10 protein-coding genes are annotated in these 12891 nt (G+C 71.1%); 8 read left to right on the plus strand and 2 right to left on the minus strand.

Features of this window, described 5'->3' with window-relative positions; genetic code table 11:
- The first annotated feature begins 204 nt into the window (after nucleotides 1-204).
- The 4 genes from ACFWDI_RS39180 (at nucleotide 205) to ACFWDI_RS39195 (ending at nucleotide 5258) form a co-directional block, all read left to right on the plus strand.
- Nucleotides 205-864 carry a TerB family tellurite resistance protein gene (locus tag ACFWDI_RS39180; protein ID WP_385311676.1) on the plus strand — a complete coding sequence of 220 codons (660 nt, stop codon included), beginning with the start codon at nucleotides 205-207 and terminating at the stop codon, nucleotides 862-864.
- 223 nt (nucleotides 865-1087) lie between these two features.
- Nucleotides 1088-3175, plus strand: coding sequence for an MMPL family transporter (locus ACFWDI_RS39185; RefSeq protein ID WP_385311678.1), 2088 nt, complete (start codon nucleotides 1088-1090; stop codon nucleotides 3173-3175).
- A gap of 197 nt (nucleotides 3176-3372) precedes the next feature.
- Entirely contained in the window at nucleotides 3373-4593 is a 1221-nt protein-coding gene (locus tag ACFWDI_RS39190; protein WP_385311679.1) for a sensor histidine kinase, read from the plus strand.
- Nucleotides 4590-5258 (plus strand): response regulator transcription factor, encoded by a 669-nt coding sequence (locus ACFWDI_RS39195; protein WP_327323513.1) that lies wholly within the window; start codon nucleotides 4590-4592, stop codon nucleotides 5256-5258. The genes ACFWDI_RS39190 and ACFWDI_RS39195 overlap by 4 nt, the downstream gene beginning before the upstream one ends.
- A 198-nt stretch (nucleotides 5259-5456) precedes the next feature.
- Here ACFWDI_RS39195 and ACFWDI_RS39200 read toward each other — a convergent pair whose 3' ends face one another.
- Nucleotides 5457-6818 carry an FAD-dependent oxidoreductase gene (locus ACFWDI_RS39200; protein WP_385311681.1) on the minus strand — a complete coding sequence of 454 codons (1362 nt, stop codon included), beginning with the start codon at nucleotides 6816-6818 and terminating at the stop codon, nucleotides 5457-5459.
- A gap of 296 nt (nucleotides 6819-7114) precedes the next feature.
- Here ACFWDI_RS39200 and ACFWDI_RS39205 point away from each other — a divergent pair, with 296 nt between their 5' ends.
- A complete protein-coding gene (locus tag ACFWDI_RS39205; protein WP_385311683.1) occupies nucleotides 7115-7954 on the plus strand; it encodes a hypothetical protein in 840 nt (279 codons plus the stop codon).
- Between the two features lie 43 nt (nucleotides 7955-7997).
- Here the strand turns inward: ACFWDI_RS39205 and ACFWDI_RS39210 are convergent, their stop codons facing one another.
- Complete coding sequence (locus ACFWDI_RS39210) at nucleotides 7998-10526, minus strand: SpoIIE family protein phosphatase (RefSeq protein ID WP_385311684.1); 2529 nt, start codon at nucleotides 10524-10526, stop codon at nucleotides 7998-8000.
- A gap of 158 nt (nucleotides 10527-10684) precedes the next feature.
- On the opposite strand from ACFWDI_RS39210, the gene ACFWDI_RS39215 reads away from it, so the two are divergent.
- Genes ACFWDI_RS39215 through ACFWDI_RS39225 form a run of 3 tightly spaced genes read left to right on the plus strand, consistent with a single transcriptional unit; the run spans nucleotide 10685 to nucleotide 12612 of the window.
- Nucleotides 10685-10954 carry a DUF1905 domain-containing protein gene (locus ACFWDI_RS39215; RefSeq protein WP_362680816.1) on the plus strand — a complete coding sequence of 90 codons (270 nt, stop codon included), beginning with the start codon at nucleotides 10685-10687 and terminating at the stop codon, nucleotides 10952-10954.
- A gap of 45 nt (nucleotides 10955-10999) precedes the next feature.
- Nucleotides 11000-11752 (plus strand): DNA repair protein RecO, encoded by a 753-nt coding sequence (gene recO, locus ACFWDI_RS39220; RefSeq protein WP_327323508.1) that lies wholly within the window; start codon nucleotides 11000-11002, stop codon nucleotides 11750-11752.
- Nucleotides 11753-11766: 14 nt separating this feature from the next.
- Entirely contained in the window at nucleotides 11767-12612 is an 846-nt protein-coding gene (locus ACFWDI_RS39225; RefSeq protein ID WP_327323507.1) for an isoprenyl transferase, read from the plus strand.
- Nucleotides 12613-12891: the final 279 nt, after the last annotated feature.

A 12891-nucleotide genomic window follows, 5' to 3' on the forward strand; every position in this document is an offset into this window, starting at 1 on the left:
CTCCCTCGGGAGCGGCCGGGGGCGCGGTCACGCCGTCTTCGGGGCGGGACCGCAGGGCGAGGAATCGGCCATGTCCTGGCGGACTGCCTCCCGGGTGCTGACGTGGCATCACAGATGTGGCTAACATCACGTCAACGCGGCAATGTTGCCGGAGCATTACGGAGGTGCGACGTGCAGCCAGCCCGAGGACCAATCGGCCGAAAAATGCTGGTCTGCGGCGTTCATACCTCTTGGAACACTGTCGGCGACGGAGAGTTCTTCTGCTCCGACTGCGGAGGCGACCGCAACTACCGCCGCCGCACCGGTCGCCGGCGCTTCACCTTCCTCGGTGTGCCGCTGCTGCCGCGCGGCGCGGCCGGTCCGGTCGTCGAATGCGCGGCCTGCCACAGCCACTTCGGCATGGACGCCCTCGACCACCCCACCACCAGCCGTTTCTCCGCGATGCTGCGGGATGCCGTGCACACCGTCGCGCTCGCCGTCCTCGCCTCCGGCGGCACCTCCTCCCGTCCGGTCCGGGAGACCGCGGTCGCCACGGTCCGCGCGGCCGGCCTCGACGACTGCACGGAAGACCAGCTGACGGCCCTGATCGAGGCGCTCGCCGCGGACACCGGCCGTTTCGTCACCGACAGCGGGCCGTACGGAGCCGCGCTCGCCATCGAGCTGCATGAGGCGCTGGAGCCGCTCGCGCCGCATCTGGCTCCGGCGGGCCGGGAGTCGATCCTGCTGCAGGGCGCGAGAATCGCCCTCGCGGACGGTCCGTACAGCCCGGCGGAGCGCGAGGTGCTGACGACGGTCGGCGCGGCGCTGCAACTGCGCTCGGACGACACGGCTCGGCTGCTGGCGGCGGCGCGGACGCCTTTCTAGTTCGCCTGATTCGTGGGCCCGGCCCCTGCGCCCGGCTGATACTTCCGGCCCGTACTCCTGGCCCGTACTCCTGGCCCGTACTCCCGCAGGAGTAAAGCCGGGCCGAGGCCACCCTGCGCAGTAGCCCCCATCTCGCCCGCCCGCGCGAGGATTCGCGCACTTCCCGGCGGGAGTCTGGTCACGGAGTCCGACACCGGACGCCAGTGACGAAGGGGAGACATCCATGGGGCCCGTGAACAGACGTCGTCGTGCCGTGCCGTGGGCGGTGCTGGCGTTCTGGATCGCCGTCATCGCGCTCGCCGGCCCGTTCGCGGGCAAGCTCGGCGACGTACAGCGCGACAACGTCGTGGACTATCTGCCGGCGGACGCGGACTCCACCCAGGTCGCGAAGATCCAGCAGAAGCTGCCCGGCGGCGAATCCACCGAGCTCGTCCTCGTGTACCACCGGGACGGCGGGCTGACGGCCGCCGACCGTGCCACGGCGGACCGGCAGGTCGCCGAGATCGCCTCCACCCATCAACTCACCGGCGGGCAGCGGCCCGTCGGCGTCCCGTCCAAGGACGGCACGACGCTGATGTTCCCGGTGTCGACCACCGGGCCCGGTGACGACGAGGAGGCGCGTACCGCCTTCGTCGAAGACGTACGGGAGGCCGTGGGCGGCGCCGACGGGCTGAGCGTGGACGTCGGCGGGCCCAGTGCCCTGCAGACCGACATGGCCAAGGTCTTCGACTCCATCGACGGCACGCTGATGATCGCGACCGTGCTCGTCGTCGCGGTCCTGCTGATCCTCACCTACCGCAGCCCGTTCCTGTGGCTGGTCCCGCTGCTCGTCGTCGGCGTCGCCGCGCTCACCACCAGGGCCGTGATCTACGGCCTCGTCCAGGGCTTCGACCTCACGGTCACCAGCCAGAGCGCCGGGATCATGACCGTCCTCGTCTTCGGCGCGGGCACCGACTACGCGCTGCTGCTCGTCGCCCGGTACCGCGAGGAACTGCGCCGCGCCCCGCAGCCGTACGACGCGATGCGCGCCGCTCTGCGCGGCTGCGGGCCCGCCGTCCTCGCCTCGTCCGGGACCGTCGCCGCCGGGCTGCTGTGCCTGCTGGCCGCCGACCTCAACAGCGCGCGCGGGCTCGGTCCGGTCGGCGCGGTGGGCGTGGTGTGTGCGCTGGCGGCGATGCTGACCCTGCTTCCGGCGGTACTTGTGCTGCTCGGCCGCCGGGTGTTCTGGCCGCTGGTGCCGGTGTACGGGAGCGAGCCGAAGCAGGGCCGCTCGCTCTTCGCCGCGATGGGCAGCTCGGCGGGGCGCAGGCCGGTCGCCGTGCTTGCCTCGGGGGCGGTGCTGCTCGGGGCGCTGGCACTCGGCGCGTTCGGTCTGCCGGGCACGCTCAAGCAGGAGGACAGCTTCACCGACCGACCCGAGTCGGTGTCCGCGATGCGGACGCTGGCGGACGCGTATCCGGACCGCAGCAGCCAGCCGATCAGCGTGATCGCACCCACGTCCGGCGCGGACGAGGCGCTGGCGAAGGCCCGTACGACGGAGGGCGTGGCCGCCGTGACACGGGGGCGCGGCGCGGACGGCTGGACCGAGCTCGCCGTCTTCGCGACGGACGCACCGGAGACGGCCGGCGAGACCGCGACGATCAAGGCGCTGCGCGCGGGCCTGGACGGTTCGTACGTCGGCGGTCCGAGCGCCCAGCAACTCGACCTGGACGACACCAACGCGCGGGACCGGCTGATCGTCATTCCTCTGGTCCTCGCCGCGGTCCTGCTGATCCTCATCGCCCTGCTGCGCAGCATCGTCGCGCCGCTGATCCTCGTGGTCGCGGTGGTCGCGGTGTGGGGCGCGGCCACGGGCCTGGGCGGGCTGGTCTTCGGACCGGTCTTCGGCTTCTCGGGCGTCGACCCCGGGCTGCCACTGCTGTCCTTCGTGTTCCTGGTGGCGCTCGGTGTCGACTACGGCATCTTTCTGATGCACCGGATGCGTGAGGAGTCCCTCTCCGGCGCGGAACCGGCGGCCGCGGCACTGACGGCGCTGCGTACGACGGGCGGCGTCATCGCCTCGGCGGGCATCGTGCTGGCGGCGACGTTCTCGGTGCTGATGAACCTGCCGCTGGTGGCGATGGTCGAGATGGGCTTCGTGGTCGCGGTCGGCGTCCTGCTGGACACGTTCCTGGTCCGCACGTACTTGGTGACGTCGGCGAGCCTGCTACTGGGCCGGGCGGTCTGGTGGCCGGGCCGGCTGTCGCGCCGACGCCTCGCCCTTGCGACGCCGGACGCCTCACGCCCCCGAGAACCGGCGGCCCGGGCCTGAGCGGTGAGTGCGGCCGAGGCGCGGTCGCCCGCGGTGGGGGCTCCGCCCCGGACCCCGCACGCGACCTTCGGCCGCGTGTCCTCAATCGCCGGACGGGCTTGAATGTTCTGCCCGTCCGGCGGAAATTCCAGCCCCGCCGGCGATTGAGGCGCGGGGGCCGGGGCGGAGCCCCATCACGTCTACCGGAGGATGGGCCCGTGCAGCAGCCACAGACAGCCGTCCGCCCCCGGCTCGGGGAGCGCGTCCTCACCGCCGTGAGCCGGGATCCCCTCACCTCGCCGCACCGCGCGCGCAACGACGCCGTCCTCGCAGCCGCCGTGGGCGTGCTCGCGCTCGTGCTCGCGCTCACCGTCCAGTCAGGGCGCCGGCCCGACGTTCTCGGGTGGGTGCTCCTGGCCGGCAGCGTTGTGGCCCTCGCCCGGCGGCGCAGCCGGCCCATGGCCGTCCTGCTCGCCGTACTCGTGTGCATCATTCCGTACCACGCCGCCGACAACGCCCACATCGCGCCCGTCCCCGGCTCGCTGCTCGCCCTCTACACCGTCGCCGCCACCGCCCGCCCCCTGCACACCCTCCTCATCGGCATCGGCGTCATCGGCGCCGCGGTGACCGTGATGTTCCAAGTCGACTCCCACCAGGGCCTGGAGACACTGCGCACCTCCGGCTGGATCCTCGCCGTGCTCATCTTCGGAGTGGACGTGCGCACCTACCGCCGCTACATCGCCTCCGTCGTCGGCCGCGCCGAACGCGCCGAGCGCACGCGCGAGGAGGAGGCCGCCCGCCGCGTCGCCGAGGAACGCCTGCGCATCGCCCGCGATCTGCACGATCTCCTCGCCCACTCCATCACGCTCATCGGCGTGCAGACGTCCGTCGCCTCCCATGTCCTGACCGTCGATCCCGACCGGCTCGACCGCGCCGCCATCGCCAAGGCCCTCGACGACATCACCGACACCTGCCGCACGGCGCGCGGTGAACTCCGCACCACCCTGGAGGTGTTGAGGGCGGACGGCTCGGACGGCCCGGACGCCGCCGGCCCTCTGCCCGATCTGTCCGCGCTGCCCGGTCTCGTACGGGCGGCAAGGGCGGACCTGGAGGTGCGTACGGGCCGGACGCGCATCGCGCCCGCCGTCGAGGCCGCCGCGTACCGCATCGTGCAGGAGTCGCTGACCAATGCCGTACGCCACGGCGGCCCCGGCGTCCGCATCCGCGTCGCGGTCGCGGCCGCCGACGGCCACCTCCGTGTCACCGTCACCGACGACGGCACCGCCCCCGGCGCCACCGAAGGCTCCGGCTACGGCATCGTCGGGATGCGTGAGCGCGCCCGCAGCGTCGGGGGGACACTGGCAGCCGGCCCGCGCGACGGCGGCGGGTTCGAGGTCGCGGCGGCCCTGCCGCTCCAGCAATCGGAGGCCCTGGCATGAGCGTCATTCGGGTACTGCTCGCCGACGACCAGAGGCTCGTACGCGCGGCCTTCGCGATGCTCGTCGAGTCCGCCCGCGACATGGAGGTCGTCGGCCAGGCGGGCACCGGCGCCGAGGCCGTCGAACTCGCCCGCACCGAACGCGCCGACCTCGTCGTCATGGACATCCGCATGCCCGAACTCGACGGCATCGAAGCGACCCGCCTGATCGCCGCCGACGACGACCTCGCCGGGGTCAAGGTCCTGGTGCTCACCACGTACGACACCGACGAGCACATCGTCGAGGCGCTGCGCGCCGGCGCGTCCGGCTTCCTGGTGAAGGACACCAAACCGGCCGATCTCCTCGCCGCGATCAGGACGGTGGCGGCGGGGGAGTCCCTGCTCTCCCCGGGCCCCACGTCCAGGCTGATCGCCCGCGTGCTGCGCGCCCCGTCCGATCCGCCCACCACCGGCGGCCCGGACGGCCTCTCCGAGCGCGAACGCCAGGTCCTCGCGCTGGTGGCCCGGGGCCTGAACAACACCGAGATCGCCGAGAGGCTCGGCCTGAGCCCGCTCACCGCGAAGACCCATGTCAGCCGGATCATGGGCAAGTTGGGGGCCCGGGACCGCGCCCAACTGGTGATCGTGGCGTACGAGTCGGGGCTGGTGGTCCCGGGCGACGCGTAGTCGGTGACCGGGGGCCCCGTACGCCCTTCGGGCGTTGTCCTCAATCGCCGGACGGGCTTGAAGGTTCTGCCCGTCCGGCGGAAAATCCAGCCCCGCCGGCGATTGAGGTGCGGGGCTCGGGGCCGACCCGACAACGGGCCGGAAAATCCAGCCCCGCCGGCGATTGAGGCGCGGGGTCCGGGGCGGAGCCCCAGTGGCCTACGCCTCGCTCGCCCGCAGCATGCCCTCGCGGTCGACGATCTTCACACGCTCGCGGCCTTCCGCCGCACCCAGCGCGCGCTCCGCCTCGTCCAGGCGGTGCCAGCCCTCCCACGTCGTGTAGCGAACGCCCCTGCCCTCAAGGAAGTTGACGACCGCGTCCTCGCCGGGCGCGACGGGCGTGTGCAGGCGGCCATTGCCGTGGTCGTCCAGCAGGTTGGCGACCGTCTCGTTGGCGTCGCCCTTGGTGTGGCCGATCAGGCCGACCGGGCCGCGCTTGATCCAGCCCGTGACGTATGTCGACTGCATGTGCTCGCCGCCCTCGATGACCCGGCCGCCCTCGTGCGGGACCGTGCCGGTGAGGAAATCGAAGGGGAGCTTGGGCAGTTCGTCGGAGAGATAGCCCACCGCCCGGTAGACCGACTGCACGTCCCAGGTGTGCATCTCGCCCGTGCCGGTGACATTGCCGGTGCCGTCCAGCTGGGTGCGCTCCGTACGCAGCCCGACCACGCGGCCGTCCTCGCCGACGACTTCGGTCGGGGACTCGAAGAAGTGCAGGAACAGCTTGTGGGGCCGGTCGCCGGCATCCCGGATCGCCCAGTTCTCCAGCGTCTTCGCGACCATGTCCGCCTGCTTGTTGGCCCGGCGGGTGGCGATGCTGCCCTCGTCGTAGTCGATGTCCTCGGGGTTGACGATGACCTCGATGTTCGGGGAGTGGTCGAGCTCGCGCAGCTCCATCGGGCTGAACTTGGCCTGCGCGGGGCCGCGCCGCCCGAACACATGCACCTCGAGGGCCTTGTTGGCGGCCAGGCCTTCGTACACATTCGGCGGGATCTCGGTCGGCAGCAGCTCGTCCGCGGTCTTCGCGAGGATACGGGCCACATCCAGGGCGACATTGCCGACGCCGAGCACGGCCACCTTCTCCGCGTCCAGCGGCCAGGTGCGCGGCACGTCCGGGTGGCCGTCGTACCAGGACACGAAGTCGGCGGCTCCGTACGAACCGTCCAGTTCGATGCCGGGGATGTCCAGGGCCCGGTCCGCGTCCGCGCCGGTGGAGAAGATCACCGCGTCGTAGAACTCGCGCAGATCGTCCAGGCCGATGTCGCTCGGGTAGTCGACATTTCCGAAGAGACGTATCTGCGGCTTGTCCAGGACCTGGTGCAGGGCGGTGACGATGCCCTTGATCCGCGGGTGGTCGGGCGCGACGCCGTACCGGATCAGGCCGAACGGCGCGGGCATCCGCTCGAAGAGGTCGATGGAGACGCCGGGCTCGATGGCGGCCTCGGACTTCAGCAGTGCGTCGGCGGCGTAAATCCCGGCGGGGCCGGCACCGACGATCGCGATCCGCAGAGGGCGGGGCATGAATGTTCCCTTCGAACGAGGTCCACTGGGCGTGACCCGGTGAGTGAGACGGCCCGGCGCGTGCGGAGCGAGCCGACTCTCCTACGCCACCCTGGCAACGGCGCTCCCACCGCGGTACCCGCCCTGTACCTATGAACCCATAAGCCTGATCTATGACCCGGCACCCGGGAGGGGCGGGGTAAGGAAACCCTAACCTCCCGCTCGCGGGCCGCCCGCAGGGCCCCCTGTAGCGCGGCGGGGGATCTGGCTGCACGCTGTTAACCAGGAGGATCTGCCCGGGCGAAGGGGCCCCCGCAATGAAAGCTGTCGCAGGCACGGCACCCGGCGGCCGTCTCGCCGCCGCGCTCGAGAGCCCGATCGTCGGGATGTCCCCGTGGATCATCTTCTCGGTCCTGGTCGGACCGGGCCGCTTCGAACTGGCGGTGGGCCTCGCCCTCGCGGTGTCGGTGGCGCTCCTCATCGCGGCGCGGATGCTCTGCCGCGGCACCTCGCTCAAGATCCTCGAGGTGTCGGACGTCGTCTTCTTCGCCGTACTGGCCGCCGTCGGAGCCGCCTCCTCGCCGGGAACCCACGCATGGCTGGAGACGTATGCGGGCGAGATCTCCAACCTCGCGCTGGTGGTCATCGCGTTCGGCTCCATGGCCGTACGGGTGCCCTTCACGGTGCAGTACGGACGGGAACGGGTCAGCCCGGAGTACTGGAAGTCGCGGGAGTTCCTCCGTATCAACTATGTGATCACCGGCGTCTGGGGCGCGGCCTTCCTCGTGGCGGCGGTCGCGGGCGGCTTCGGCGACCTTGTCCTGCACAACGCGGACAACCTCTGGACCGCGTGGATCATCCAGATCGCGGCGATCGTCACCGCGCTGAGCTTCACCGAGTGGTACCCACAGGTCGTCCGCAGCCGGAAGGGCACCGGTGAGCCCCCGCCGCCGGTGCGCAACCTGCTGATCCCGCTGGCGGGCCTGATCATCCCGGTGGGCGTCGTCTCCCTGATCTTCGACGCCGCGGCGTCCTGGTTCGGCGTCGGGCTGATCTTCATCGGGATCATCCTGGCCCGGGCCATCAACAAGGACGCGGAGATGACGCCACCCAGCGCCGGACACCCTCGGCGAGGGCGGTCCAACCGGCGGCTCTGATGACGAGGACGGGGCCGCGGGGGGTCCTGTGCCCCGCTTCTGCTCACTTGGCGGGGGGCGTGGGCCGCGAGGTGTGGGTGTACGCGGTGAGGAGCAGCGCGATGTCGTCCATCCGGTACGCGGACTGGCGGGCGTCCCGCAGGAGTGTGTCGGCCAGTTCTTCCAGGGAACCCACACCGGCATGGGCCAGCGAGGTCCGCAGCCTGTCCAGACCCACACCGATGTCGGACTCGCGTGACTCGATCAGTCCGTCCGTATAGAGGGCCAGAACCGAGCCGGGCAGGAGACTCAGCTCCGATTCCGGGTAGTCGGCGGCGCGCTCCACTCCGAGTAGCGGACCGCCCGGCAGATCCAGGATCTCGGTGTGTCCGTCGGGCCCGCGCAGCAGGGGCGGGCAGTGGCCCGCGCGGACCACGCGCGCGACTCCCGCACCCGGGTCGAGGAGGACGTAGCAGCAGCTGGCGAGGAGCCCGGGGTCGAGGTCGAGGAGCAACCGGTTGGTACTGGCGATCACATCGCTCGGTCGGTGGCCTGCGGAGGCGAAGGCCCGTACCGCGCTTCGCAGCTGGCCCATGGTGGCTGCGGCGGCGACGTTGTGGCCCTCGACGTCTCCGACGACCAGCACGACGCCCCGCTCGGTGGGGATCGCGTCGTACCAGTCGCCGCCGATGTCCATCCCGCGGGTACCGGGCAGATACCGGCCGGCGACGCGGATGCCCGGCAGGGTGGGCAGCCGGTGCGGAAGCAGCGCGTTCTGCAGGCCCCGGGCGAGGGTGAATTCGGCGTCGTAGAGCCTGGCACGTTCCAGTGCCTGGGCGATCAGCCCGCTCAGCGCGGTGAGGAGGCTTCGTTCCTCGGTGGAGAACCGATGGGCCTCGTCGAAGCCGAGCATGCAGGCACCCACGGGGCGGCTGGAGGCGATCAGGGGCAGGAACACAATGGAGCTGGACTCGGCCTGGAGCCCGGGATAGGCCCGCAGGAACTCTTCCCGCGATTCGATGAACAGCGGGGCCCCGGAGGTCAGCGCCACGGTCAGGGGTCCGTGGCCGTGATGCAGCGACCTGCCCTCGAACCGCTCGAGAAAGCTCTCGCGGTAGCCACGCTGCGACAGCAGACTCAAATGCCGCTCGTGCACCACGTATATCGCCAGTCGATGACCGCCGACGGCGGGCAGGAGCTGGTCGGCGACGACATCGCACACTTCACGCGCGGTGACCGCCTCGGTCAGGGCGCTGCTCATCTGAAGGACGCGATAGATGGCGCCCAGGCGCGTCGGGGCGGGCCGCGACGAGGACGGGGCGGCCCCTCCTGGCTCCGCGGGGGGTGCTCCGGGCTCGGCCCCGGCCGGGACCGGCTGTCCGGCCGGCGCTGCCCAGCCGGTCATGCCCTGCGCATCCGGGCGGAGCGAGAACACAAGCCACTGGTCGGGGGATTGGGCCAGGAAGGAGACGGGCTGCTGGGAGACCCTGGCGGCCCGGAAACGGTCTTCGTAGGCGGGATCGGCCAGCCACGGCAGGACGTCCCAGGGGCGTCGGCCCACCAGATCCTGCCTGCGTACGCGCAGCAACCGCATCAGAGTGTGGTTGGCGTAGGTCACCCGACCCTCTCGGTCGAGCGAGAAGAAGCCGTCCGTGAGACGTTCGATCGCCGCGACGGCGGCCATACCGGCCCCGAGGTCAAGGACCCCGCCCACCAGATGGGGCCGCGCCTCCCGGCCGGCGGCGGTCTCGGGTACCCGGCCCCACAGCCCGATGGTGCGGTGACCGCCGCCCTTCTCCGGCACGCGCATGTCCTGGGCGAGGACGCGGCCCTCCTCGACCGCAGTACGGGCGGCAGCCCGGAAACCGGGACGGTCCGCGAGGTGCACCTGGGCCGCCAGCGTGGCCGCTCGTCCGTCGTACTCGTCCGGGGCGAGGCCGAAGATCGCACACAACGTGGCATCGGCTTCGAGGGCTCCGGTGTCGAGGTTCCAGTCGAACAGGCCTACCCGTACCGCCGAGGCGGAAGGTACCGGGACCTCCACCGGAACGGTCTCCATGTCGCACCCGACGTCGGCGCCGCGCGCGGTCAGCTCGGCGAGCGATACGCCGAGGCGGCCGGCCGCGGTGCGCAACTGCCGTCGCTGCGACTTGGACAGCCCTTTCCCGTCGGCCCTGGCTGCCCACACCACAGCCATGGACCCAAAGGTCTCCTGCCCCGCCGTGACCGGTACGGAGGCGGAGCCGAAAGGGTAGGGCAATGCCACTGCGAGCTGAGGAAATCGCCGCATGGTCTCATCGGCGTCGACCAGATGGACCGTCCGCCTGGAGCGGAACGCCTCCGCCACGGGGATGGGACTGTTCACAGGAATACGCCGCCAGCCGCCGAGCAGGGAAGGCGGCATCCCGGCCGTTGCGGCGAGTACCAGCGTGTGACGGTTGCGCGAGATCAGGAACACACTCCCCGCATGGGCCCCGGTCACCTCGACGGCTTTGAGGACGGCAGCAGTCAGTACGTCGTCACGCTCCGCCGCACCTTCAGCGCTCGTAATGCCGAAGGGGTGCGTACTCGACCTGGTATCGCTGGACGACACGCTGGCCCCGATCGCTGCAATGGTGGCGTGGCCTGCACGTCAGAGGTGTCCGTCCAATTCTTCTATGGAATGGTTCATCGCGAAACCCGACCGGACCTGCTCCGCCAGGCATCCGGAGGGGTGCGATGAGTCCGGCCGCCTCGCGCCGTCATATCTGCATGGACAAACAATTCAGCGCAACGCTGCAGAAGAGCCCTGCGAAGGGCGGCTGGACCTATCTGGTGTGGCCCGAGTCGGTCGAGTACTTCGGCACCCGGGGCCTGGTCAAGGTCCGGGGCACGATTGACGGTCACCCGTTCCGGAGCTCCTTCATGGCTCTGGGCGACGGCACGCACAAGCTGCCGGTCAAGGCCGACGTACGCAAGGCGATCGGCAAGGAGGCCGGAGACTCGGTGACCGTACGCCTTGAGGAGCGTGTGGAGGATTGACCATCCGATGGCGGTGGGCGGCGCTCCGTACGGGACAATGACCGCATGAGCCTGTTCCGTGACGACGGCGTCGTCCTCCGCACCCAGAAACTGGGCGAGGCCGACCGCATCATCACGCTGCTCACCCGCAGTCACGGCCGCGTCCGTGCCGTCGCCCGTGGCGTCCGGCGCACCAAGTCCAAGTTCGGTGCCCGGCTCGAGCCCTTCTCGCACGTCGATGTGCAGTTCTTCGCGCGCGGCAGCGAACTCGTCGGCCGCGGGCTCCCGCTCTGCACCCAGAGCGAGACCATCGCTCCGTACGGCGGCGCCATCGTCACCGACTACGCCCGCTACACCGCCGGCACCGCCATGCTGGAGACCGCCGAACGGTTCACCGACCACGAGGGCGAGCCCGCCGTCCAGCAGTACCTCCTCCTCGTCGGCGCCCTGCGCACCCTCGCCCGCGGCGAGCACGCCCCGAATCTCGTCCTCGACGCGTTCCTGCTGCGCTCCCTCGCCGTCAACGGCTACGCACCCAGCTTCGACGACTGCGCGAAATGCGGCCTGCACGGGCCGAACCGGTTCTTCTCCGTCGCCGCCGGCGGCGTCATATGCGGCGACTGCCGGGTGCCCGGCAGCGTCGTACCCTCTGCGGAGGCCATCGGGCTGCTCAGCGCGCTGCTGACCGGTGACTGGCCGACGGCGGACGCGTGCGAGGCGCGCCACGTCCGGGAGGGCAGCGGGCTCGTGTCCGCCTATCTGCACTGGCACCTGGAGCGCGGCCTGCGCTCGCTGAGGTACGTCGAAGTAGAGAAATAGGAGATGTGAACCGCATGGCACGACGCGGAATCCTGGGCCGGTCCCGCCGCGAGTACAAGGTCCCCGAGCCGCACCCCTCCGGCGCGCGCCCGCCGAAGATCCCGGGCGAGCTGGTGCCGAACCATGTGGCGTGCGTCATGGACGGCAACGGCCGCTGGGCCAAGGAGCGCGGGCTGCCGCGGACCGAAGGGCACAAGGTCGGCGAGGGCGTCGTCCTCGACGTACTCAAGGGCTGCATCGAGATGGGCGTCAAGAACCTCTCCCTGTACGCCTTCTCCACCGAGAACTGGAAGCGCTCGCCCGACGAGGTGCGCTTCCTGATGAACTTCAACCGGGACGTCATCCGGCGCCGCCGCGACGAGATGGACGAACTCGGCATCCGTATCCGCTGGGTCGGCCGGATGCCGAAGATGTGGAAGTCGGTCGTCCAGGAGCTCCAGGTCGCCCAGGAGCAGACCAAGGACAACGACAAGATGACGCTGTACTTCTGCGTCAACTACGGCGGCCGCGCGGAGGTTGCGGACGCGGCGCAGGCCATCGCGCGCGATGTGGCGGCGGGCAGGCTGGACCCGTCCAAGGTCAACGAGAAGACCTTCGCCAAGTACCTGTACTACCCGGACATGCCGGACGTGGACCTGTTCCTGCGCCCGAGCGGCGAGCAGCGCACCTCCAATTACCTGATCTGGCAGAGCAGTTACGCCGAGATGGTGTTCCAGGACGTGCTGTGGCCGGACTTCGACCGCCGCGATCTGTGGCGTGCCTGCCTGGAGTACGCGCAGCGCGACCGCCGCTTCGGCGGCGCGATCCCGAACGAGGAGCTCGAGGCGATGCGGGGGCGGCCCGAGGGCACGTCTGCGTGAGCGGGGGATTTCCCCCACCCCGCCCCTTCCCGAAACTGGGGGCGGCGCCCCCAGGCCCCCTGTTGAGGGAGCTGACGCCCCCCCACCCCGGAGCGGCAGCTTCGCGCCGCAGAGCGCAGGCGCGGCTTGCCTGCAGGGGACGGGCGTTGGGGGCTGGAGCCCCCACACCCGCTTGCGGCAGCTTCGTGCCGCGGCCGCAGGCAGAGGGTCCCTCCGAGCGGGAGGACGTTGGGGGCTGACGCCTCGACACCCCCGGTGCGGCGGCTTCGCGCCGCGAAC

Origin of the sequence: Streptomyces sp. NPDC060064 (genome assembly GCF_042736455.1) — a bacterium.
In the GTDB taxonomy this organism is placed as follows: Bacteria; Actinomycetota; Actinomycetes; order Streptomycetales; family Streptomycetaceae; genus Streptomyces.